Annotated in this window: 19 protein-coding genes; 7 read left to right on the plus strand and 12 right to left on the minus strand. The window is 52.0% G+C overall.

The annotated features are described in order from the left end of the window. Positions 1-37: 37 nt before the first annotated feature. Complete coding sequence (locus tag H3M12_RS00810; protein WP_182150783.1) at positions 38-985, plus strand: GH25 family lysozyme; 948 nt, start codon at positions 38-40, stop codon at positions 983-985. Positions 986-1,094: 109 nt separating this feature from the next. Here H3M12_RS00810 and H3M12_RS00815 read toward each other — a convergent pair whose 3' ends face one another. Beyond that, positions 1,095-2,225 (minus strand): glycosyl hydrolase family 8, encoded by a 1,131-nt coding sequence (locus H3M12_RS00815; protein ID WP_182150784.1) that lies wholly within the window; start codon positions 2,223-2,225, stop codon positions 1,095-1,097. A gap of 26 nt (positions 2,226-2,251) precedes the next feature. Further along, positions 2,252-2,911, minus strand: coding sequence for a hypothetical protein (locus H3M12_RS00820; protein ID WP_129033248.1), 660 nt, complete (start codon positions 2,909-2,911; stop codon positions 2,252-2,254). Positions 2,912-3,119: 208 nt separating this feature from the next. On the opposite strand from H3M12_RS00820, the gene H3M12_RS00825 reads away from it, so the two are divergent. Continuing rightward, the gene (locus H3M12_RS00825) at positions 3,120-3,746 is read left to right on the plus strand and encodes a response regulator transcription factor (protein WP_170955011.1); all 627 of its coding nucleotides are present in this window, start codon (positions 3,120-3,122) and stop codon (positions 3,744-3,746) included. 129 nt (positions 3,747-3,875) lie between these two features. Here the strand turns inward: H3M12_RS00825 and H3M12_RS00830 are convergent, their stop codons facing one another. The 5 genes from H3M12_RS00830 to H3M12_RS00850 form a co-directional block, all read right to left on the minus strand. Then, the gene (locus H3M12_RS00830) at positions 3,876-4,934 is read right to left on the minus strand and encodes a PTS sugar transporter subunit IIC (RefSeq protein WP_182150785.1); all 1,059 of its coding nucleotides are present in this window, start codon (positions 4,932-4,934) and stop codon (positions 3,876-3,878) included. Positions 4,935-5,204: 270 nt separating this feature from the next. Next, positions 5,205-6,476 carry a serine--tRNA ligase gene (gene serS, locus H3M12_RS00835; RefSeq protein ID WP_129033245.1) on the minus strand — a complete coding sequence of 424 codons (1,272 nt, stop codon included), beginning with the start codon at positions 6,474-6,476 and terminating at the stop codon, positions 5,205-5,207. A 580-nt stretch (positions 6,477-7,056) separates the two neighbouring features. Beyond that, positions 7,057-8,352, minus strand: a complete 1,296-nt coding sequence (locus H3M12_RS00840) for an NAD(P)H-dependent oxidoreductase (protein ID WP_129033244.1) — start codon at positions 8,350-8,352, stop codon at positions 7,057-7,059. 22 nt (positions 8,353-8,374) lie between these two features. Continuing rightward, positions 8,375-8,986, minus strand: a complete 612-nt coding sequence (locus H3M12_RS00845) for an NADPH-dependent FMN reductase (RefSeq protein WP_129033243.1) — start codon at positions 8,984-8,986, stop codon at positions 8,375-8,377. Between the two features lie 90 nt (positions 8,987-9,076). After that, entirely contained in the window at positions 9,077-9,988 is a 912-nt protein-coding gene (locus tag H3M12_RS00850; RefSeq protein ID WP_182150786.1) for an FAD:protein FMN transferase, read from the minus strand. A gap of 203 nt (positions 9,989-10,191) precedes the next feature. Between H3M12_RS00850 and H3M12_RS00855 the strand changes: the two genes are divergently transcribed. The 3 genes from H3M12_RS00855 (at position 10,192) to H3M12_RS00865 (ending at position 13,147) form a co-directional block, all read left to right on the plus strand. Continuing rightward, the gene (locus tag H3M12_RS00855) at positions 10,192-10,731 is read left to right on the plus strand and encodes a hypothetical protein (RefSeq protein ID WP_129033241.1); all 540 of its coding nucleotides are present in this window, start codon (positions 10,192-10,194) and stop codon (positions 10,729-10,731) included. A 205-nt stretch (positions 10,732-10,936) separates the two neighbouring features. Continuing rightward, on the plus strand, positions 10,937-12,790 hold the full coding sequence (locus tag H3M12_RS00860) for a heavy metal translocating P-type ATPase (protein ID WP_129033240.1): 1,854 nt from the start codon (positions 10,937-10,939) through the stop codon (positions 12,788-12,790). A 33-nt stretch (positions 12,791-12,823) separates the two neighbouring features. Beyond that, on the plus strand, positions 12,824-13,147 hold the full coding sequence (locus tag H3M12_RS00865) for an ArsR/SmtB family transcription factor (RefSeq protein ID WP_129033239.1): 324 nt from the start codon (positions 12,824-12,826) through the stop codon (positions 13,145-13,147). Positions 13,148-13,227: 80 nt separating this feature from the next. Here the strand turns inward: H3M12_RS00865 and H3M12_RS00870 are convergent, their stop codons facing one another. The 3 genes from H3M12_RS00870 to H3M12_RS00880 all read right to left on the minus strand — a co-directional run bounded on the left by H3M12_RS00870 (position 13,228) and on the right by H3M12_RS00880 (position 18,713). Then, the gene (locus H3M12_RS00870; protein WP_182150787.1) at positions 13,228-15,345 is read right to left on the minus strand and encodes a BspA family leucine-rich repeat surface protein; all 2,118 of its coding nucleotides are present in this window, start codon (positions 15,343-15,345) and stop codon (positions 13,228-13,230) included. Between the two features lie 278 nt (positions 15,346-15,623). Beyond that, a complete protein-coding gene (locus H3M12_RS00875; RefSeq protein ID WP_182150788.1) occupies positions 15,624-16,904 on the minus strand; it encodes a hypothetical protein in 1,281 nt (426 codons plus the stop codon). Positions 16,905-17,123: 219 nt separating this feature from the next. Continuing rightward, positions 17,124-18,713 (minus strand): LPXTG cell wall anchor domain-containing protein, encoded by a 1,590-nt coding sequence (locus H3M12_RS00880; RefSeq protein WP_182150789.1) that lies wholly within the window; start codon positions 18,711-18,713, stop codon positions 17,124-17,126. A gap of 509 nt (positions 18,714-19,222) precedes the next feature. On the opposite strand from H3M12_RS00880, the gene H3M12_RS00885 reads away from it, so the two are divergent. Further along, positions 19,223-20,170: a DegV family protein gene (locus H3M12_RS00885; RefSeq protein WP_225423510.1), complete on the plus strand. Its 948-nt coding sequence runs from the start codon at positions 19,223-19,225 to the stop codon at positions 20,168-20,170. Between the two features lie 263 nt (positions 20,171-20,433). Beyond that, on the plus strand, positions 20,434-21,117 hold the full coding sequence (locus H3M12_RS00890) for a DUF4811 domain-containing protein (RefSeq protein ID WP_129032459.1): 684 nt from the start codon (positions 20,434-20,436) through the stop codon (positions 21,115-21,117). A gap of 78 nt (positions 21,118-21,195) precedes the next feature. Here the strand turns inward: H3M12_RS00890 and H3M12_RS00895 are convergent, their stop codons facing one another. Beyond that, positions 21,196-22,611, minus strand: a complete 1,416-nt coding sequence (locus tag H3M12_RS00895) for an NAD(P)(+) transhydrogenase (Re/Si-specific) subunit beta (RefSeq protein ID WP_129032458.1) — start codon at positions 22,609-22,611, stop codon at positions 21,196-21,198. Beyond that, entirely contained in the window at positions 22,608-22,925 is a 318-nt protein-coding gene (locus H3M12_RS00900) for an NAD(P) transhydrogenase subunit alpha (protein ID WP_182150790.1), read from the minus strand. Before H3M12_RS00900 ends, H3M12_RS00895 begins: the two co-directional genes overlap by 4 nt.

Here is a 22,925-nt window from a genome sequence, read left to right on the forward strand (position 1 = left end):
GTGTACAATAGCCTTAAAGAATGAGGAGGATTATCTTATGCGAAATAAGTTACGTCGTTTGGGTATTGGATTCGCTGCCATGGCGGCCGCAGTGGCTATCGGGGTTAGCTTAAACACGACCACCGCTAACGCAGCTGGCAAGAAAATCGCTGATATTTCCCAATACCAGGGGAACATTAATTGGAACAAAGCATCGAAGGATTTAAAGTACGCGTTGATTCGGGTCCAACATGGTAGCAAGGGCGACACCGGCTACATGATCGATTCGAAGCGCAACGTCAACGCTAATGGGGCCTACAAGGCCGGCGTACCGTTCGGCCAATATATGTTTGCGGAGTTCACTAGCGTTAAGGACGCCCAGCAGGAAGCCAAAGACTTCTACAAGCGCAGTAACAAGCACACCAAGTTCTTTGCTTTAGACGAAGAACAACGGATGGGCTCAGCTAAGAAGTCCGAACAAACCTACGTCAACGCTTGGTTAAAAACCATGCGGAAACTGACCAACAAACCGTTGATCCTGTACTCCGGGGAATACTACGCCACGGCCCACAAGTTGAACTTCTCGAAGTTTGACGGGGCCTGGATCGCCAAGTACAGTTCCGTGAAGCCTAACGTTCCTGGTGTCAAGGCTGATCTCTGGCAATACACCAGCAAAGGGCGGGTCTCCGGCATTAGCGGTAGCGTTGACTTGATCAAGGCCCTACGCAGTTCCGTGGTCAAGAGTTGGTTCAACGGCAGCGCCACCCATCAGGCCGCACCTAGCTACTACAAGTCGGTCAAAAACGTGACGGGCATCAAGACCAAGAAGACCGTTTACAAGTACTCCGGCACCAGTTTCACCAAGGCACACCGGAACAGTAAGGTCAAGGTCGGCACCAAGCTGGCCGTCAAAGCCATCACCAAGAACAGTAAGAACGCCTACCGTTTCCAATTAACGAACGGTCAGTACGTCACGGCCAACAAGGCTTACGTGTCAACTTACTAAACCTTAATTAAATTGCATCTCGAGGAGTCGGCTACGGGCCGGCTCCTTTTTTTGTGGTCGCACAAAAAGCGCCGCCCACCGGGATTTTCCGGTTGGCGGCGTTACTTAGTTATTGTAAAGCGGTGAGGACTTGAATCGTCGCCCCGAAGTAACTCTTCTTTTGAATCTTGGTGGGCAATTGGCGACTCAACTTACGCTTGAGGCTAGTCTGTTTGAGGACCTGGGCCCCGTACTTGGCCGGTGCGGTGAACGCCGGATTGGTGTAATTGTTGACGGCTTTACCGCCCAACGTATACCCCGCGGTCAGCCGTTGCTTCCGGTTGAAGAACTTCAACTGTTTCTTGAGGGCTTTCTTGGTGGTCCCGTCCTTGGTCAGCTTATAAGTCTGGGCCAAGCGCCACGGGACCCGGCAGGCGTTATAACCGTACTGGTTATCGGTGGCGGATTCAATCTGGTAAGCGCGGACCGTGGTCAACTTTAATTTTGCGCCCGTGACCCGGATGAAATCGGGGAACGAGCCCGTCTTATGCCGCGCACTGAGCTTCTTAACCAGCTTTTGGCTGCGCTTAGCCACGGTATTCCAACTCTTATCGCCCGTAAATTTGGCGAAGGTCTTGAAGTAGCCGGTCATCAAATCTGACGTCCGGAGCTTACTGCGGTCGTAACTGTTGGTGGCCCAGTTCCCCATCAACGGCAACTTAGTCGTTGAATTGATTTCGGACTTCTTGATGGCCTTCAAAATGGCCCGGGCCCCCGCTTTGTAATTGGTCTTTTTGCTCCCCCACTGCCGGTCGGCTAAAATCAAGGCGTAGGCAATGTCCAAATCGCCGTCCGTGGCGCTGTTGCGTTGTGACCCCACGCTGGTGAGCTTGCCGTTCTTTTTAGTCTGTTGCCAACACATCAGCGGATTTTGCTTGGAGATGCGGTGGGCTCGGTAGTAGCGGTAAAACTGGTTGAAGGTCGTGTGCGACTTAACGCCCTTCTTCGCAGCCAGCACCGCGGCCAACATGCCGTAGCCCTGACTCTCCGAGACCACCGTGGTGGCCCCGTTACCGTCGTTCATTCGCACGTACTTCTGCGTTTTCCCACCGACGTAGGCTTTTTGCCACTGCCGGTACCAGGTCACGGCTTGACTGGTCTTGGCCTGGGCGGGCGTTGGTCGTAGCGCACTCAACCCCAAAATAACCCCAATCGTCAAACCTAACGCAATCAAGCGACCGAGTAACTGTCGTCGACGCATGATGGATAACCCCTTTCTTTACGGGTTCAACTTAGCCACGAATCTAATTCAAACTTTCGCATGGTGATGCGATGGGCCGCCATGGCAGTCAGCGCGTGAACCGTCGCGTATTCCGGTCCCCGAACCAACTGGGCTGGGACCGTAGCGCTTAGGTCTGCTGGCAAGATCCACTTGAGGGCGTCCAACTGCTCAAAAATCGTGAGGAGTTCTCGGTGCGTTGCCGTCAGCGTTTGAGCCCGCAATTCCTGAGTGAGGGTCGTCAGTAACGCTTGTTTGCCCGCCTTAGTCGGGACGTAAATCGTATGCGGCAACAAGTTATTTTGAAAGGTCACGGCTTCGACCTGGTCACGCTGCGTCAGTTGCGGGCCAATCGTATCGTACAGTGCGTTGGCCAAATTCCAACTGACCAGAAGCTTGAAAACGTCCACCGTGGCGGGGCTCTGGTTGAGCGCCGCTTGCAAACGCTGGGAAATCGATTGAAGACTATCCGGTAGCGCCGCCTCTAACCGCGGTACGCTTGGAATCGTAACGCGGTCACTGTCTAAAGTGATCAGTTGTGCCTCCCGGAGATCTAAAAACGCAGCTAATACTAGGTAGGCCTGCGTGGTAACCCGGGTCCGGAGCTGCGGTCGGTCCGTGATCTTCTCCGTTAATAATAGGTAATCTTGCGCAATGGGCCATTCCATCGCTAACCCCTCCTCACAATTATGGTTCACTTGCTGGTTCTATTATAGGCTATTTTATCGTCCGAAAACACCGCCACGCTTAGTGAAAATTGGATAATTATTACCCAGCGAAAACGGTCACTGACCCCCAAAATTCATGCTAAACTATCAGTAATGACTTAATCAGATGACCAAATTTCACTGGGGCTTTTCGAGGAGGTGGGAGACGATGTACCGTATCGGAATTTTAGGCCACACGACGGCGTTAAAGGACCGGGTGGCGTTTCTGGTCAATCAACAGGCCAATTGCACCGTCACCACCCAACTCACCGAGTGGACGGAATTACGCCCCGCTTTGGCGACCCTCGACGTGTTGCTGGTCCTGACCAGTGACTACCCCGAGGACCTGCCAACGCTGGCCCACACCTATTTGGCCCCACCAACTGCGACCCCCAAGATTATTGCCTTTGGGCCGCTTTGTTCGAAACACCTGGCCGAAAATTTTCTGCACCAAGGATTGGCTGCGTACCTGTTGACCGATTCGCCGAACCACGAAATCGTTTGGGCACTTCGAAGTGTCCTCGCTGACCAGGCCTACCTGGACGCACAGCTTGACCCTTGCCCGACCCGTAAACAGCTGGTGACCAACAATCGGTACACCTGCCTGTCGAAACGTGAGATTGAGGTCTTTCCGCTGATGGTCCTGGGGTACGCCAATAAGGAAATTGCGGCGAAGCTCTTTATTTCCCCCAAAACCGTCGAAGCGCACAAGGCCAGCATCATGCACAAACTCAAAATGCACTCGCGCCCCGAACTGGTGCGCTACGCGTTGCAAAATAATTTAATCACCACCTAAAAGCACCGATTAACGACAGTTTTCGCTAACCGGTGCTTAATTTTACAGTCTTGTTGGCGGTCACCCAGGATGAGAAACTAAAAGCAGTGACGCCCGTCAAAATAGGTATCACTGCCACTAAATTTTCACTTAAACTTTCACCGTTTTATCAGTCTTATCTCGGGCTAACGCGTCCTTGGCGCGAATCTCGGCCACCGTGTGAATCTTGAACTTACGGAAGGCCCAACTGCCAATATACGCCCACAGGGTACTGTTGATCAGAATGATGCCCACGGCCAATAAGACCTTCGTTAACGGGTTCATCCCAAAGACCACGATCAAGCCTGCCCACGGGGTGGCCATCCCCGTCACGTTCACCACTAATCCTAGTGCTGTGATGACCATGCCGTTGATGGCACCGGCAATTGCGTTAGTGGTAAAGATGGGTACGGGATTGGTCGAAATAATATCAATCTGCGTCAGGGGTTCGATGGTCACGGCTAAAGTCGTGGCGCGGTCCCCGAACTTCATTTTACGAAAGAAGCTGAAGTTCAATAGCGAGCTGCCGGTACAAACCAGCGCCCCGACAGCCATGGGAACCCCCACCAAGCTGATCAAACTGGTCAAAACCATGGAGGACAACGGTGTCATCCCCACTAACGGGATAATCGCGCCTAACACAGCTCCCATAACTAGCGGGTTGCCAGTTTCAGCGGAGACGATGGTGTTCCCAATCAAGTGGAGGACGGCCATGATCCCCGGCGACGTCACCGCCGCAATCAGGTTGACCAAGATTGGCCCCACCAGCACGATGATGATCAGGTTTACCCCGTCTGGGAAACGTTTTTGAATCTCCTTGACCAGAAATGAGACCAGGTAGGCTGCCACAAAGGCCGGTAGTAATTTAAATTTTAGGAGGGACACCCCCAGCAAAACGGCAAACACCGGACTGATACCAAACGCTAGCGGGACCAACGCCCCAACGGCTAGGCCCCCCATCGATCCCATGGTGTCCCCAATTTGTTTGACAAAATCAATGTGGAAAACGCCCCCGATGGCGTAGCTAAGAAAGGCTTGGGGCAGAAACGTGGCACAAGCGGCGTTCGATAAGGCACTCATCGCTCGCTGGCCTTTAGGTGCTCTAAATGTAAACAGGGGCATCACAACGATAACGGCCAGTAAGACCAACACCCCGAATATAATTTTCATGATAATGCCTCCTAGATGGGATGTACAACGTCGGCTGGATGAGCCCGACTTTTTGAATCAGGTCGTCAAGTCGTCTTTTCCCCCGTCTCCTCAACCTCCCCCGCGAGATTCCCGGTGCAAGTTTCATGATGACGGCATTAAAAAAGAGTGGCGAAATGATTATGAGTAATCATTTTACCACTCTTTGGCGTTTTATTGGAGGGGCAACTGTCCCGCCATACCGGGTCAATGGTCCGTCCCAGTAACTAATTTAACGTCTCGATTGATTTCCTATTTTATTACCGTCAGACCACCCAGGTAGGGCTGGAGAACCTCCGGCACCTTGACCGTACCATCGGCTTGTTGATAATTCTCTAAGATGGCCGCGACTGTCCGCCCAACGGCTAATCCGGACCCGTTCAACGTGTGGACGTACGCCACGGTACCATCGGCTTTACGGTAGCGAATCATCGCTCGCCGGGCTTGGAAGTCCAGGCAATTGGAGCAAGAACTGATTTCGCGGTAAACATTTTGCTGCGGCATCCAGACCTCCACGTCATAAGTCTTGGCGGAGGAGAAGCCGAGGTCGCCGGTGGATAACGTGATGACGTGGTACGGGAGCTTCAATTCTCGCAACACCTCTTCGGCGTTATCGGTCAACGTCTCTAGTTCCGCATAAGAATTCTCAGGCTTACAGAACTTCACCATCTCGACCTTGTGGAACTGGTGCATCCGAATCAAGCCCCGAGTGTCCCGGCCGGCACTACCGGCTTCAGACCGGAAGCACGGCGTCATGGCAGTGAAGTAAGTTGGTAACTGATCCTCATCTAAGATTTCGTTGGCGTAGTAGTTGGTCAACGGGACTTCGGCGGTTGGAATCAGCGTCTCGCCGGTCGTTTCCACCGTGTAGACATCTTCCTTGAACTTCGGGAATTGGCCGGTCCCAAACATGGTCTTGCCGTTGACTAAATATGGCGGAATAATCTCGTGATATCCTTGTTTTTGGGTGTGCAAATCTAGCATGAAGCAGTAGACCGCCCGTTCCAACTTGGCCCCGGCGTCCTTGTAGTAGACGAACCGGGCCCCGGAGACCTTCGCCGCCCGCTCAAAGTCGAGAATACCCAGGTTTTCGCCAAGTTCCCAGTGGGCCTTGGGTTCGAAGTCAAAAGTCGGGATGGTCCCCCACTTGCGGTCTTCGACATCACTGTTCTCATCGGGGCCCACGGGAAGACCATCAGCAGGCAGATTCGGGAAGCGGACCGCTAAATAGTGCAACCGTTCCGCAACTTCTTCTTGGGCTGCTTCGGTGCTCTTGATGTCCCCATTGAACGTCTTGACCTGTTGAATCAGAGCTTGACCCGCGTCAGACTTCGGGTCAGCTTGACTGATCTGCCGGCTCAACTCGTTTTTTTGGTTCTTCAACGTTTCGGCTTTCGTAATGGCATCCCGATTTTGTTGGTCCAACGCCAAATACTCGTCGATTTCGTTAGGATCGACGCCCCGCGTCTGCAATTTAGTTTTCACGATATCGGCATGGTTGCGGACATATTTCGGATCTAGCATAGACAAGAACTCCCTTTCTAACTGCTGAAATTAAAAACGTCCCATGACTTGCAATTCTACAAGTCATGGGACGTCTACTTAACGAGTTAACGTGGTACCACCCAACTTTGCATCCAAATGAAGATGCACTCAACGAGTATAACGTCTCACCGTGGTTCCTTCATTCGGAACCAGGCGCTTAGGTCGTGGATTCGATCCCGCTGCTTCGCCAATTTCCAGCAACCGTTGGCTCTCTATGCAAGCAACTAAAATTTACTAGTGACCATGTTCGCGCTTTCAATTTACACATCTAATGTACCGCCTCTTGTCAGAGGTGTCAATCACCTGACCAGCTGAAGTATAGTCACCAGCCAATTTTGTTACCGTGGTTGTTTTAGCTAAAAGGGGCTGCTTAACGCTTGGGCCCCTAAGCTGAACGCCTCGTTACTGCGACGCCATTGCCCTTGAAAGAATGTGATGTTTTTTTCAAAAAATATTTTAGGCAGCGGACTTTTCCCCACTTTCAAATGCTTTCTCACCGAGTCATCAAAAAAGTCGACTAAACACGTCGACTTTTTTAGCGCTATTCGATTAATCCAGCTTAATCATTGACTGAAGCACTGGAGTACCCATCACTCGGTGTAGCGGCTGGTGCGGGCTTGGCTGCGGGCTTTTCTTCAGCGCCGTCATCCACGGAAGCGCTAGAAGACGCATCAGCGACTGGTGCGGGTTCCTCAGCCTTGACGGACGCACTGGTCGTCGCATCTGGGTTACCTTCCAGCTTTTGACCGGTCTGCTTCAGATACCATTTGATCATCGGCATGATATCGACCACGTTTTCGTTGACCCCCATGTAGTTGCCATCCGGATCATGCATGGCCCGATAGTTGTGGACCACGTACTTGTCGGCTGTGTTGCCTGGAACGGGCATGCGGACTTCCTGGGAAGCACCGGTCCGTAAGGCGTGGATAACTTGCTTGACATGCTTGATGACCCGGGCCTTCATTGGGTGGACCGTTGACAACGGATCACCGGCTTGGTCTGGCGTCCGCCGGGCCAACATGTCTTCTGCCGGTCCCATCTTGTTGTAGTAGATGAACTGGTTGCTGTTGTCGGCGTAAGTCAATTCCAACGGCATCGAGTTCAGAAAGGCGTTCAATTGGTCAACGGTCAATAGTCCGCGGTCTAACTTGACGTAGTCGTTACCTTCAGCGGCGTTAGTCTTCTTGGCGGCTTGTTCGACCCAATCAGGGGCGTTCATGTCGATACCTTCAACGGTCGTTGAAATCTTGCCCGTAGCGCCTAAGTCTTCACTATCGGCGCCATCATCGTCTTTCGGGGCACTCTTTTCCATTGAATTGATTACAGTGACAAACTTCACAAATTTTTGCATGGTGGATTGAAGGAAGTTGATGGTCCCCTCGTCCTTCAGGTTGTCATCCGCATCAAAAGCTTCCTTGACGTTTCCTAAGAGGAACTCGTGGCCGGGTAAGACGACCGCGTTAACGCCAGGCGCTTCCAAAATCTGGCGCAAGTTCAACTGTGCGCGAGACGACCCTTGGTTGTAATAGGAAGCCCCGACGATCATAACGGGCTTACCATCTAGTGGGTGAATCTTGTAGGACAACCATTCGATGACGCTCTTTAAACTCGCCGTAATGGTGTGGTTATGTTCTGGCGTGGCGATGATGACCCCGTCAGCGGCTTCAATCTTGTGCTTTAAGTACTGGACCGCATCACTATTGGTCTGGTCATCGCTTTCATTAAACAGCGGGACGTCTTTGATATCGAGCATTTCAATGTCCGCCAGGTCACTAAAGTGGGTCGTCATATACTTCAACAACATCCGGTTATACGACTTATCGGCTACTGAACCGGCAATTCCAACTAACTTCATAACTTATACGCTCCTTTATGGGTTATTCTAAGGTACTCCAATCGAAATCTTTGGCTTCTTTTTTATTGAGGCCCGTGGCGTTGTTCAGCTCACCGGAGAACTTCACGAAGGTTAGGAAGTCCTTGAATAAGCCGTCCAACTTCTTCGCATCTTTGGCATCCGTCAGGTTACCCTTGTCATCGAAGGCTTGCAGAGAATGTCCTAACAAGTATTCGGAACTTGGCATGATGCGAGCCCGCAGTTCTGGGGAATCCAGAATCTGCCGGAGATGGGCTTGGGCCCGCGACGAACCCAATGACCCGTACGACGCACCCACAATCATGACCGGTTTGTCGACAAACGGGTGGACCCGGTGAGATAACCACTCAAGGGCGTTCATCAGCGCTGCCGGGGCCGAATGGTCGTATTCCGGCGTGGCGATGATCACCCCATCAGCGTCATCGATGGCCGTAGCCATGGTCACGACTTGCGGTGGAATCGGGCTGTTTTCAGGTTTATTAAATAAGGGAAGATCAGTGATTTCCATCAGCTGAAGTTCGGCTTGGTCGGCAAAATGCCGCTTCATGTACTGGAGTAGCGTTCGGTTGGTGGAGGTCTTAGCATTGGTCCCCACCATTGCAACAAATTTATCCATTATTGACCGCTCCTTTAAGCTTGGGGGAATTCGCGGTAAACTACCGCTCACCCGTTATTATATTCGGTTTTATATACTATAGCAATATTTTCACAAAAATGAGGAATAAAGTTGTCCCTCGTGGGTAATAATGACCCCTTCAATCCCCGCTGTCCGTTGCAGTAACGCTAATGCGTCTTGAACCGACTGGCCGAATAATTTGGTTGTCCATAGTTCACCAGTGATCGATTTCGCCGAGATAACGGTTACACTGGCAATGTCGGTCGGCATCGGGTAGCCGGTTTGTGGATCCAACACGTGATGATACGTGTGACCGGCCGTTTTCAACTGGCGTTCGTAAATCCCCGAAGTCACCACGGACTTGTCGCGGACCTTAAGGACCAGCCGGTTCTGACCGCGGGGCTTTTGCGGGTCCTGAATCCCGATGCGCCATTGGTTATCGGCGTGCCGGGCTTGCGGCCCAAAGACCACGACGTTCCCGCCCAGGTTGATTAACCCTGCCGTGACGTCCAGATCAACAAAGTAATCGTGCAACAAATCAGCAATGTAACCTTTGGCGATGGCGCCGAGGTCCAAGGTCATCCCCGGTTGCTTTAGATAGACCGTTAAGTGTCGTGGGTCTAACACGATAGCCTGCGGGTCGGTCAACTTCAACGCGGCCTGAATCTCGGCGTCACTGGGTTTGCGAGCGTCGTCAAACCCGATACGCCAGGTCTGGACCAGTGGCCCGATGGCGATGTTCAAATGTTCCGCCGTTTTCGCACTATGTGCCTGGCCAATCCGGATCAGATCAAAGAGCTCCGGGTCGACTTGTACCGGCTGTTTGCCAGCCTGATGCGCAATTTCCATCAGTTCTGAGGTATCGTCGTTGGCACTAAACCGATGTTCATACACGGCGAGACGCCGCACGGCCTCGGTCAAAATGGGGTCGGGGTTGGGGTGAGTAATGGTGAGGGTTATCACAGTCCCCATCATATGGACCACCCGGGTTGCTTGCGGCATATCAAACCACCTTCCTTTCTTCGTTATCGTACCTGAATTCACCCTAAAATTAAAGCCGATTCGGACAAATAACAATTTTTTCACAATCTAAGTATAGCATGATGGGCCCCCAAGTTGACGGGCCTGACCGGATAGCTTAATCTTAGACTTAACGATTGGTTTAGACGTCCCCCTGAGGGACTATTTTATTGAAGGAGTTCATCATGGAAAAACTACATCTTTCCCGCTTTACCACCCGGATTCTGTTGGGGTGGTGTCTGCTCTTAGCCGTGATTCTCGTGGTCCTCGGGTCGTTACACGCGATGCAACCTCACCTGATCACGCTCCACGCTCTCACCCTGGACGGTTTTCTGGCCAGCGCACTGATGGGCTTGCGCTTGGTTGTCCTGTTCTTGGTCTTTTCGACCATCCCCATGCGCTGGCCCGTCACGCTGCTCAGTTTTCTGAGTTTGACCATCGGCATCGTCGCACTCTACCAACTCATCCCCGTGATGTTTCGCGGCCCGGCCTTATTGGCCCTGGTGTACCTGGCCTTCGTGGCGTCCATGCTAGGCTTGCTGTTCACGGCCATCCTGACCACTAGCGAGACTATCACCCGTAACGACTGGGCGAAAGGTGACAGCTACTTCAAGCACTGGGGGCTGGCACTACTTAGTAGCATTCGCGACTACAGTCTGCCCCTGCTGGTCAGCCTCATCGTCTTCAGTCTAAGCTTGGCGTTGACCAACTCCGTCACTTTCTAACGTCCCCGACCACCCCTGGCCGACCAGAATTAACCTTCTGGCCGGTCATTTTTGCGTGTCGCGTAACCACCAAAATCCCGTTAGATCAACGTCCGTTGTTCCTCCGATTTTCTTTAGCGGTCAAGCGGATTGCATCGAACGCGCTTTCGTGATATAAATGAATTAACATATGAGCATACATAGATATTAAAAAGGAGGATTTTCCATGTCGACCCAAACGCGTGCCGTCACCGCTTATTTGACGGGCCTCACCCTCTTTATCGTGAGCTACTTGCTCCCCGGTTGGCTGAGTGCTGCTGGCTGCTTACTGGCGACCGGTCTGGCCGGTTACCACATTGTCGTCGAAGGCGTCACGGAAACCATCACGGATTCAGCCACTCAGCATAAATTCGCCCCCAACATTCATCTTCTGATGTTCCTGGCGGCACTGGGGGCCATCGCAATCGGTAGTTTTGAGGAAGCCGCCCTGCTGATTCTAATCTTTGCCGGCGCCCACTTTCTTGAAGAGTACGCCGAGGGCAAGAGTCAACGTGAAATCACCGCGTTACTTGATTTGAACCCCGTTGAAGCCCGGCGGCTCACTTCCGACGGGGCCGTGGAAGTGGTCACCGTCGACCAACTGGCCGTGGGTGACCACTTACAGGTCCTAAATGGCGGTCAGGTCCCCATCGATGGGACCATCACTAAGGGGACCGCCACCCTTGATGAAGCCGCCATCACCGGTGAAAGTCTCCCCAAGGAAAAGGTCGTGGGTGACACCGTCTTCGGCAGTACCATCAACGGCGACTCGACCTTTACCATGGTGGTCACGGCCAGCAGTGCCGACACCGTCTTCGCCAAGATTTTACAGTTGGTCCAGGATTCGCAACAATCTTTAGGGAAAACGGCGACGAAAATCAAACGCTTCGAACCCCTGTACGTCACGACCGTCTTAGCCCTGCTTCCCGTCGTTTTTTTACTGGGCTACTTCGGTATCCACTGGTCCTTGACCACTAGCCTGTACCGGACCATCGTCTTTCTGGTCTCGGCGTCGCCGTGCGCACTGGCCGCGGCCGCCGTCCCGGCCACCCTTTCCGGACTCTCCAATCTCGCTCGTCACGGGATCCTTTTCAAGGGTGGTGCCTACTTGACCCGATTGGCTGAACTTCAGGCCATCGCCTTTGACAAGACGGGGACACTCACCGCGGGTAAACCCACGGTCACCGACGTCAGTTTCCTGCCGACCGTCGACCAACCAGCCCTAATCAATCAGCTGGTGGCCATGGAACGCCAAAGCAACCACCCGCTAGCTACCGCCATCGTGGCCCACTTCACCCCCACGGCCACTCTCGACGTGACCGTGACCAACCAGTTGGGCCGCGGCCTGGAAAGCATCATTGACGGTCATACCATTCGCATCGGTAAACCGGTCAGTTTCACCCAAGTCCCCACCAGTTTAGCCGCCCAAACGGACGCCTTGGCCGCCGCAGGCAAGACCGTGATTTACGTGGTCCAAGACGACCAGGTCCAAGGCTTACTGGCCTTAATGGACGTCCCGAACCCAGCCGCTAAAGATGCCATCGCCTACTTCAAAGCGCAACAGATTCACACCCACATGCTCACCGGTGACGCCCAATTGACGGGCCAAGCCGTGGGGCAAGCCTTAGGCGTCGATGCCGTGACCGCTGACGTCCTGCCGGAAAACAAGGCCACCATCATCGGCGAGCAACAACAGCGTTACACCACCGTCGCCATGGTCGGTGACGGGGTCAACGACGCTCCTGCCCTTGCCACGGCCGATATCGGCGTTGCCATGGGAGACGGGACCGACGTGGCCATCGACGTCGCCGACACGGTTCTGATGCAAAACGACCTGGCCAAACTGATCTACGCCCACCGCTTGGCTAAGCGCCTCAACCGGGTCATCTGGGGAAACCTTATCTTTGCGTTAGCAATCGTGGTATTATTAATTGTGCTGAACTTTTTAAGCCTGACTAATATTGCTTGGGGCGTAGTGGTCCACGAAGGAAGTACCTTGTTGGTGATTCTCAACGGTCTGCGTCTCTTGGCTTTCAAATAGTCAGCCAATTCTAAAACCACTGGGGGTTGCCTCATGACCAACGATTCGTCGACCACCGGCTCTTCACTGCCCAGTGACAGTGAACTTCGCCCGGTTCTTTCTATTTTTAAAGCAATCAGTGATCCCTCCAAAATGCGGATTATCCTGCTCATTGCCCACCAAGCGCTCAGCGTCAGCGACATCACCGCGCAACTCAGCATTAGCCAGTCCGCCGTGTCGCACCACTTACAGACCCTGCGCCAACTGAATTTAGTCACCAATGTCCGGGTTGGTCGTGAGATGCATTACCAGGTCACCGACCAGCACGTCTTGCAGATTTTTGAACTGACCCGTAAACATGTGCGCGAAGAAAATTAATCGTGAGTTGAAAACGCCCCGTCACACCGCCATCATCGTTGAGATGGTGCTGGTGTGACGGGGCGTTTTGTGGCTTTGATTTAGGCCAGGATTCGAATCAAGTGTCGGTTAGCGGTCACGTAACCGCCGACAACGCGGTAACGTAACGTGCCGTCGGGTGAGTAATCCCAACCGACAACTCGCACGGTCCGGTGCGCGGCTAACCAGCGGCGACCACGAGTCAACTGAACGTTACGGTACCGACCAATCTTGTGTTTGGTTTGGATTCGGTGCACCACCGGGATACGACCCGCTTGGACCAATTGCCGGTTGGCCGTTAGGTAACGTCCATTCGGCAGTTGCGCACGCGTAGTCAAATGGTAATGAACCAGGCGTTTGATGGTAATCCGAGCCCCTTGACGGTAGTGCCGGACCTGACCGGTCAACTGCCGGTGCCGATACCCATTCACCCCTTGAGGATTAATCACGGTCAAAACTTGATGTTTCGATGCCCGCTGATAGTATGTCGGCCGGACCCAGGCCGCTCTGGCGGTCACGTATCCGACGCGCCCCGCTGTAGCCGTGTGGTGGTTCACATCGCGAACTTGATACCGTAACCGGCCCGCGCGCGAATACGCTCGCCGTAAGACCACGAACTGGGGCTGGTGCATCTGGGGCTGACGCCGGTACCAGTTGAGACGATTGGCCGCAGTCAACGTTGGGTGGCGGTATAATCCGAGTTTGCGAACCGCCGTCAAACTCATCCGCGTTTTCACGATGGTATCGGCACTGCTCCCCGTTTTGAGCTGCGGCCGTTGAATCGGAAAGGTTGGTGTAGGCGTCGCTGGTGTGGGTTGCGGCAAGTTGGGTTCTTGGGGAAGCGGCGTTATTGGGGTTGGGTTCGGTTCCGGACTTGGTTCTGGAGCTGGATTCGGTGTTGGTGTGGGCGTTGGTGCTGGATTCGGTGTTGGTGCTGGTTCTGGTGCTGGGGTCGGGGTCGGCGTTGAAATCGTTTGGCCCTCAAAAGTTACTGGAAATGCTGGAGTGTGACCACTATACAAGTCCACCAATTCATGACTTGTATAGGTAGGTCGTAATTTTTGGGCAGTTTCTCCGACTGGAATCCATCGCCCCGTATTTGGTGCCGTTGTTGGCAATTCAGGGAGTTGTGGGTTCTGTTTGAATTTGACTCCGGGGCCCAGACGAAGGTGTCGTAACCCGGTCTCCGCGAGCATATTATCTGTATATCGGCAATTTTTCATATTAAAATTGGTGAGATCTAAGTGGGTCAAGTTGGCATCCTCATCAAACATGTCGCCCATGTCCGTCGTATGGGTGGTGTCAAACGTTGACAAATCGACATCTTGTAAGACTTTATTATCTACAAACATATTATGCATTGTGACCACCTGACGCGTGTCAAAGCCCTTTAAGTTAATCCATTTCAAAAATTCAGACCCACTGAACATGGCTCCCATTTGTTGAACGTGACCGGTATCCCAATGGCTCAAATCTAAACTAGTCAATCCGGTATCCACGAACATTTGATTCATGTTCGTCACTTGTCCAGTTTGCAGGTGCGCTAGATCTATGCTAGTCAATCCCAAACAATACGAAAACATACCAGTCATATTTTGGACCCGTCGTGTATCCAACGCACTCACGTCCAATTTGGTCAACCGCGTATTGAAGCGAAACATATCCGTCATGTCTGTGACTTGACTCGTCTGCAAATGTGACAGGTCAAGCGATCTAAATCCATAAACTTTACTCTCATCATTTTCAAACATCCCGGCCATATCAACCGTTGCTGAAGTATCTAAACTGGATAAATTATGGATAGTAGTGATTTCGGAAAAATTAGAAAATAAGCGGTACGCATCCCGGTTAGTCTTAACTGGGTGTTGGGAATCAATTGTCAGATTGTAAATTTTCCGAAATCCAAATGCTGGATCACTATGATAAAGATCCATAGGTAGTTGGCTTCCCATCAGATGACCATCCTGTTCAGCATAATTAGGCAGCATCCCCCCGCTTAACGTCAAATTACCGTTTTCAAATTTCCAGTGACACCCCTGGCCAATCACGCCATGAAAAATCTCGGTTGCTGGTGCTTGAGCCTGCGCTTTTACCGGCCGTGTAGGCCCTACCGACAAACCGCCAAAGACGCCTAAACCCATGACTAATTCAACCAATCCAATTAAAACCCGCCACCGCATCGTTTTGCCTCCTAATAAGTTAACGTTAACAAGAATAGTTGCGGGCTCGTTTCTTGCCATTTTACGTAAGTCTCTTAGCTGATGATTGTGATGTTCTAACCAATAGTCACAATCATCAGCAATAAATATGGTTTACTTTATGACCCATTATAGTCACTACATCTCAAAGCGATAGTTTAACGACTCGTCATTTTGCCTTTCCGGTTATCTCAATTGGGTCTAAAAAAGGCACCCCGACCAGACACGCAGTCTTGCCAAAGCACCTTACATACCGTTGATTAAGCTAAATGCCGCCGTAAGTCCAGACCGCCAAGCAGTCCGAGTAAGACTGCCCCGCTCACGATAGCTACTACCCAGGCGTGGTCACTCGTTTGTGGTAATCGACTTACTTGCTGGCCATGCCGTCCAACCGTATAAACGGGTGCAGTCTTGGCTCCAGTTGCTGGTTGCATCGCAGTTGACGAGTTTGCCGTAGCTGCTTGCGTGCCTGCAGTCGTCGAAGAACTTGTGCCCGCCGCACCACCAGCATTCGCCGCTGGTTGTTGTGCCGGCTGTTCCGCTGGTGATGTTGCTGGTTGCGTTCCCGGCGTTTGCCCTGGTTGATTGCTCGGGGTAGTTCCCGGAACCGTCACGTTACTGCCACCCGTCGTTGGAATTTGCCCCGGTGTTACCGGCGTGATCTCAGGAACCGTCACTGAAGGCGTGGTTCCGCCGACCGGATTATCATTCGACCCACCTAACGCAGGCGGTGTCGTTGGGTGCTGACCTTCTGGAACCGTTGGCGTTGTGCCCGGCGTTTCGGGTTCGGTAGTTCCTGGCGTTTCAGGGCCCGTAATACCGGGATTCTCTGGCGTCGTAGTGCCAGGATTCTCTGGTTCTGTAGTCCCGGGATTTTCCGGTGTTATGGTGCCAGGGTTCTCTGGCTCTGTTGTCCCCGGATTTTCTGGTTCCGTAGTCCCTGGATTCTCCGGTTCTGTGGTCCCAGGTTCTTCTGGTTCCGTCGCATCAGGGATCTCCGGATCGGTCACTTCGGGGAACTGTTCTGGCGTTGTCGTTTCCGGCTCATCTTCTTCGTCGATTCCCGGTTCAGTTTCACCCGCCACGGGCGTCGCGCCACGGACAATCAAGTGAATATAGCCCTTTCGAAAAAAGTTCGTGTCAGCCATCGTCTGGTTAAACGTGACCGTTCCGACATAGGCTCCGGCTGGCATGTAAAACGAGCCAATAACGTTCCCACCGAAATAGCCGGTGTTGGTCATTGGAAACGACATGGTTCGATAAGCCCGGACGTTAGTGGGGATTGTCACTGGCATCGTGTCCCCCACCGAAATTTTAAGAAGAGGGTAAAGCCGCCAAATATAATTCAAGTGATACGTTTGATTTGCGGGTAATTCCGCCGTATGCGACATCACGTGACCGTCAACATCGGTAATCTTCGCGCTATCTGCGTTCAACGTTGACACTTTCCACGTCTTAGCTTCGCCCGTCACCGGTGGACCAATTAAAATGACTGTGACGCTGACAACTAATAGTAATACTCCCTGCCACAACTTTCGCATGGGCTGTTCCTCCAATCTTGAGTTTCATCCCTACAATCTAGCACGCCCAACTGGCAACCCGTCACGAGACTGTTCCTTTCGTTCAGCTAGCTAATTTTGCGATAACAGAACTTATTCGCTCAGAGATGATTCCGCATAATGATTTGTAGGTTGAGACCATAAAAAGGCCCCAGACAATTAAAATCCGGGACCTTTCTCAAACGCTATAAGATAATTAAATTAGGATTGACGCCGACGGCGTAACCACCAACCGCCTACGCTTAGTCCTAACAAGAGACCTAAGCCAACTAATGACAGTTGCTTGTTTTGGCGGTCACCAGTTTGGGGCAGGGCTTTATCGGCCGAACTTCCCTGGCTTGCCACCACGGGCGTTGGGAAACTGATGTGATCCGTAGTTGGGGCTGGTTGGTCAGCCGCCGTTTGGCTCGTGATAAACGTTAACGGCGTGAGATGGAAACTGGACGTGCCGGTCGCCCCATCGTTTTGACTGCCGCTGGGCATGCCACCGTTAGTTGGTTGTGGGTTCGATGTCGGAGGATTATTCCCAGGGTTCGGTGCATCGTTATCACTTCCAGTGTTAGGCTTTCCTGGCGTATCTCCGTTACCGTTGCCGTTTGTTCCCGGGTTCGTTGTACCGCCATTGCCGTTCGTACCCGGATTTGTTGGCGTGCTACCGCTGCCACCCGTATCAGGCTTCGTTGGCGTACTCCCGTTGCCATCAGTATCCGGTTCCGTTGGCGTACTCCCGTTGCCATCAGTATCCGGTTCCGTTGGCGTACTCCCGTTGCCATCAGTATCCGGTTTCGTTGGTGTACTTCCGTCGCCACCAGTATCCGGCGTTTCCGGTTGCGTCTCATCCTCATCATCAGTCGGAACTTCTTCATCTGGTGTGGCATCAGTTGATGGTTCATCCTCATCATCGTTGTCATCAGTATCTGGTTCCGTTGGGACTTCCGTACTCCCATCAGTATCCGGGTTGTCTGGTGTAATTGGCGTTTCTGGTTGCGTCTCATCTTCATCATCGGCCGGAACTTCTTCATCTGGAGTTGGATTTGGCGTGGTACCAGTTGATGGTTCATCCTCATCGTCGTTGTCATCAGTATCTGGTTCTGTTGGGACTTCCGTACTCCCATCAGTATCCGGGTTGTCTGGTGTAGTTGGCGTTTCTGGTTGCGTCTCATCTTCATCATCAGCCGGAACTTCTTCATCTGGAGTTGGATTTGGCGTGGTACCGGTTGATGGTTCATCCTCATCGTCGTTGTTATCCGTATCCGGCTTCGTTGGCGTTTCCGTACTTTCGTCAGTATCTGGCTTCGTTGGCGTTTCTTCATTATCAGGTTCTGGATCTGGTGCCGGCGTTGCTCCCGTGACCCATAACTTGATGTAGCCTTCTCGATTTAAATATTGGGTTAAGAATCTATTATTAAAGGTTACAATCCCCGTTTGTGAACCCACTGTAATTTCTCCCGTTCCAATCGTTTTTTTAGGACCCTTAGTTCCTACCATTTCGAACTTTTCATCTCTAGCAACTTTAACGTTCGAGGGAATTTGAAATTTCATGGTATCTCTATTTAAAATCGGGACATACTCCGGCAATGTCCAAGTGTATTCAACCGTAAATTCTTGATTCGTGTATAGATCAGCGGTATGGGATTGAACCATTCCATCCGTGTCTTTAATCACCGCACTCGCTGCGTCCAATCCGGTGCCTTGCCATTCACGCGCATATCCCTTCAAATCGGAGTCTCCCGCCCCAAAAGCCGCTAATCCTAAACCTAAACCAATCGTCGTCTGCCAAATTTTCTTCATCTTTTTTCCACCTATTCTTTTAATTGCTTTCTTAGCTGTTTTATACGTCATCTCGTTTCAGTAACTTTGAAACCGGTAATTCCTATTTCTAATAACTTTTACTGTCCACTAGTGAAGTAATCCTTTACCCGTTAGTGCACATGATTCGGTTAATTTCGAAGCGCTAAACAAATTTACTCGTTGAGTATAGCGTAGGCTGAGCCCTACGTGGGCCTAAACGCAATTTTAATTGACCACTCTTTGAAAAAGACTTTCACATACACAACTAAGTTAGTTTTTATGCCCAGCATTTCACAGGATTTTGACGCTCTCCAATCGCCTATCCGCTCGTAAATAAAGTGTTTCCTAATAGTATACAAATTAACCCAAATCTTTAGTGAACTACTTGTGGAGTCAAAGATTAAATCAACATGCTTAAGCCAACATTATCCCTATTTCAGTGCCATATTTACAGCTCGTCTCGAAAACTATATACTTGGATTTATTCTGAAAATTGGAAGTGACTCCGAATGTATCAAATTTTGACCGACTCCGAGTGCGGTCTCCCGGCAGCAACGCTCCAGGAGCACCACGTGGAAGTTATCCCGTTTCATTTTGAAGTCAACGGTCAAACCGTTGCTAGCGACTTAGCGAATGATCAACTACTCGAAGATCTCTACGCTAAAGTCAAGGCGGGCATTCAACCAACGACGTCTGCCATCAACGTTGGTGAATACATCGAATTCTTTAAACCTTACGTACTGGCTCAAACGCCAATCTTATTCTTAGGGACCTCCAGTGCTCTTAGCAGTTCCTACGCCAACGCGGTGCAGGCTCGCCAGATTCTTCTGGAATCCCACCCCCAGGCCGAAATTCACATCGTCGACACCTTAGCGGCCTGCGCCGGTGAAGGTCGCCTAGTCCTTGAGGCCATCCATCTTCAAGCCGACCAGACGCCCCTCGCAGACGTTATCGACTGGATAATGGACAACCGACTACGTGTTCAACACTGGTTTACCGTCGACAGTCTTGATTTTCTCTACCACGGTGGTCGGATCTCGAAAGCCACGGCGACCCTGGGCACTTTGCTACATATCAAGCCCTTGTTAAACGTCAACGCTACGGGAAAATTGCAAATGGTCAGCAAGATTCGGACCCGGAAGCACGCCTTGACCGCATTAGCGGATCACGCTAAAGCCGCGTTGAAACTCGACGCAACGCAACCGGTCCTGATTTCGACCAGTGGTGATTGGGAAGCCGCTCAGACCGTCCAGGATTTGATTCACGCTGACTTTCCGCAGGTCAACTGCCACATTGGCCCACGATTGCCTGTCACACCGGTTTTGGCTGTGTCGCGGTTTTCGTCACTGGTCCCGCCAGTGAACGCCAGGATAGTAACAATTAATTTTAAAAATCTAAGTCATGACCCCAAACAGCCTGAGGACACCGTAGTCCCCAGGCTGTTTGGCGTTACTTAACGAAAATCCTTCGGGCGTTATTGCTTCCTGGCACCGTTGTAATCGTTTTACCGTTCATTTTTGGTCAACCAGTGGTACTCTTAAAATAGTTCCTTTTGACTAAAACAGCCATTGGTTATCAACGATTGGCGTTTAAGCGCTAGCTGATTAGTGGTCGAAAAAGTGCCTTATCCAGCACGCCATTTTCTGGTGGTCACAGTGGTGGCAATCTTAGACCTTGGCTTTACCTGTTTCAGCCATGATTACGTCCGGGAGGTTTCAGCATGATTATACTTATCTTATCTATTGGCATTATTTTACTTTTCGTGGGAGCCTTGGTACTCCCTAATCGCATCAGTCGAATCAGCGTGACGCTAGTGGGAATCCTCATCGCCCTGGGCGCCACCATCATCCTGGTCGGCAATAGTAAGCGACACTGGGGGATGAAACAGGTCACCACGACCAATCGCACGACGATCACCTCTACTTCACCCACCAAGCAACTCAGCGTCTTAGTCTATCAACCCCTGCAAAACTCTAAAACGAAGCGGGTCTACGTTTACCGCACCATGGACAGCGACCAGGAACAGCGCACTTCGGCCAGCTCGACGACCCACAATAAAGTCACCCACCAAGCGACCACTACGGCCCAATTGGAGACGAAGACCACCACTTGGCACTACCGTAATCACCGCTGGCGGGTCTTGTTCAGCCACACCGGTAAGCACACCAATCTGGTCAAACAGACCAACACCTTCATTCTTCCCCACAACTGGGTGACGTTGACGAGTCAGCAGGCCCAATGGCTCAATGCAGCGACTAAAGAACAGGCCAAATCTAACCAGAAAAATAAAAAGAAGGCCGTTACTAAAATCGTGAAACAACAAGCGGTAACCCGTGAATTCAACAAACAGGAACCAAAACAACTCAAACGCCTGGTTAAATTAGCCAAGCAACAAGCTAACTAAAGATGATCAGGTAAACTAAAAGGCGTCACGACCGAAAGCTCAGTCGTGACGCCTTTTTAAAATCCACTAGTTACTGTTTTACTCCAGGTACTGCTTAGTCGACGCTACAATCTCTTGCAGCCCCTTCTTCGCATCGGAGAAGAACATCTGCGTGTTATCCATCGAGAACAATGGGTTTTGAACCCCGGCATACCCGGTACTCATCGACCGCTTGATGACAACGACAGACTTCGACTTGTCGACGTCTAGAATCGGCATCCCGGAAATGGCGTTGCCGCTCTCCCGCGCTAACGGGTTCGTGACATCGTTGGCCCCAATGACCAGCGCCACGTCGGTGTTTTCAAACATCGGGTTGGCGTCATCCAGTTGCTTCATTTGATCGTACGGCACGTTCACGTCGGCCAGCAACACGTTCATGTGCCCTGGCATCCGCCCGGCAACCGGGTGAATGGCGTAGTTCACGCCGATGCCTTTATCGGTCAAGACCTTGGCCAATTCGGCCACCTCGTGTTGGGCTTGCGCCGCAGCGAGCCCGTAACCAGGCACAATCATGACGTTTTGGGCGTAGGCCAATTGTAACCCAATGTCATCGGCTGACGTTTCCTTGACGTCAACCGGTACGGCATCGGCGGCGCTCCCAGAATCGCTATCACCAGTCCCGAAGCCCCCGGCCAAGATATTGGCCACGGACCGGTTCATGGCATCGGCCATTTGCAGCGTCAAGATGGTCCCGGCGGCCCCAACTAAGGCCCCGGCGATGATCAAGACTTGGTTGTTGATAACGAACCCGGCAAAGGCGACCGCCAAACCAGTGAAGGCATTCAACAGTGAAACCACGACCGGCATATCGGCCCCACCAATTGGTAAGGTCATCAACAACCCGAAGCACAAACTCATGACTAAGGCTAAGACCACGTACCAAACGTTGGTGGCGTAGCCCAGCATCAGCCAAGCGGAGACTAAGATGGCCAAAACGACGATAACGTTTAAAAGTCGCGCCCCCGGGAAGGTAATCGGCTTGCCCGGCACGTGACCGGACAACTTCCCGGTCGCAATCAGTGATCCGGAGAAGGTAATCCCCCCGATGACCACGTCCAGCAGAACTGGTAACGAGAAGGCGATACTCAGGCTCGCCCCGTCGCCCTTCAAGAGGTAATCGAAAATCCCGATTACCGCGGCAGCCCCGCCCCCAACGGCGTTAAAGAGACTGACTAATTGCGGGACGTCGGTCATGGGCACCTTACGCGCCTTGACGACCCCGTAAAGAATTCCTAGTGCCAGGCCTAAGATCAAGACGATCCAGCCAACACTATCGATGGTGCCTTCCACAATGATCGTGACAATAATCGTAATAACCGCTAAAAACATCCCGATTGCGGAAAGCCCGTTCCCGCGCCGTGCCGTCTTCGGTGACCGCATCATGTGGACACCCAAAACATAGCAAATCGCGGAAACTAAGTAAATTAATGATGATACCGTTTGTAACGCACTCATTTCTGATCAGCCTCCTCTTTTGGTTTGGCAGCCGGCTTACGGTCAAACATGCCCAACATCCGGTCGGTGACGGTGTAACCGCCGGCAACGTTGACCGCCGCAAAGAAGGCGCCCAAGAAGGCTAACACGTAAAAGACGGCGCTGTTAGCTTCCGCCGCAATCACGAAGGCCCCAACGACAACGACCCCGTGAATCGCGTTGGCCCCGGACATCATTGGCGTTTGCAGGGTAGCTGGAATCTTACTCATGACCTCAAAGCCCACTAAGAGACTCAATACAAAGATAGCTAAATTCGTAAATAACTCTTCACTCAT

This window comes from Levilactobacillus suantsaii (assembly GCF_014069315.1).
GTDB lineage: Bacteria > Bacillota > Bacilli > Lactobacillales > Lactobacillaceae > Levilactobacillus > Levilactobacillus suantsaii.

What these genes read in the sequence shown, in the direction of transcription:
- H3M12_RS00855 (WP_129033241.1), top strand. Translation starts at nt 10,192, where the DNA reads ATGGAAAAACTACATCTTTCCCGCTTTACCACCCGGATTCTGTTGGGG.
- H3M12_RS00830 (WP_182150785.1), bottom strand. Translation starts at nt 4,934, where the DNA reads ATGAAAATTATATTCGGGGTGTTGGTCTTACTGGCCGTTATCGTTGTG.
- H3M12_RS00815 (WP_182150784.1), bottom strand. Translation starts at nt 2,225, where the DNA reads ATGCGTCGACGACAGTTACTCGGTCGCTTGATTGCGTTAGGTTTGACG.
- H3M12_RS00880 (WP_182150789.1), bottom strand. Translation starts at nt 18,713, where the DNA reads ATGAAGAAAATTTGGCAGACGACGATTGGTTTAGGTTTAGGATTAGCG.
- H3M12_RS00900 (WP_182150790.1), bottom strand. Translation starts at nt 22,925, where the DNA reads ATGAGTGAAGAGTTATTTACGAATTTAGCTATCTTTGTATTGAGTCTC.
- H3M12_RS00810 (WP_182150783.1), top strand. Translation starts at nt 38, where the DNA reads ATGCGAAATAAGTTACGTCGTTTGGGTATTGGATTCGCTGCCATGGCG.
- H3M12_RS00820 (WP_129033248.1), bottom strand. Translation starts at nt 2,911, where the DNA reads ATGGAATGGCCCATTGCGCAAGATTACCTATTATTAACGGAGAAGATC.
- H3M12_RS00850 (WP_182150786.1), bottom strand. Translation starts at nt 9,988, where the DNA reads ATGCCGCAAGCAACCCGGGTGGTCCATATGATGGGGACTGTGATAACC.
- H3M12_RS00860 (WP_129033240.1), top strand. Translation starts at nt 10,937, where the DNA reads ATGTCGACCCAAACGCGTGCCGTCACCGCTTATTTGACGGGCCTCACC.
- H3M12_RS00840 (WP_129033244.1), bottom strand. Translation starts at nt 8,352, where the DNA reads ATGAAGTTAGTTGGAATTGCCGGTTCAGTAGCCGATAAGTCGTATAAC.
- H3M12_RS00885 (WP_225423510.1), top strand. Translation starts at nt 19,223, where the DNA reads ATGTATCAAATTTTGACCGACTCCGAGTGCGGTCTCCCGGCAGCAACG.
- H3M12_RS00890 (WP_129032459.1), top strand. Translation starts at nt 20,434, where the DNA reads ATGATTATACTTATCTTATCTATTGGCATTATTTTACTTTTCGTGGGA.
- H3M12_RS00845 (WP_129033243.1), bottom strand. Translation starts at nt 8,986, where the DNA reads ATGGATAAATTTGTTGCAATGGTGGGGACCAATGCTAAGACCTCCACC.
- H3M12_RS00825 (WP_170955011.1), top strand. Translation starts at nt 3,120, where the DNA reads ATGTACCGTATCGGAATTTTAGGCCACACGACGGCGTTAAAGGACCGG.
- H3M12_RS00875 (WP_182150788.1), bottom strand. Translation starts at nt 16,904, where the DNA reads ATGCGAAAGTTGTGGCAGGGAGTATTACTATTAGTTGTCAGCGTCACA.
- H3M12_RS00895 (WP_129032458.1), bottom strand. Translation starts at nt 22,611, where the DNA reads ATGAGTGCGTTACAAACGGTATCATCATTAATTTACTTAGTTTCCGCG.
- serS (WP_129033245.1), bottom strand. Translation starts at nt 6,476, where the DNA reads ATGCTAGATCCGAAATATGTCCGCAACCATGCCGATATCGTGAAAACT.
- H3M12_RS00865 (WP_129033239.1), top strand. Translation starts at nt 12,824, where the DNA reads ATGACCAACGATTCGTCGACCACCGGCTCTTCACTGCCCAGTGACAGT.
- H3M12_RS00870 (WP_182150787.1), bottom strand. Translation starts at nt 15,345, where the DNA reads ATGCGGTGGCGGGTTTTAATTGGATTGGTTGAATTAGTCATGGGTTTA.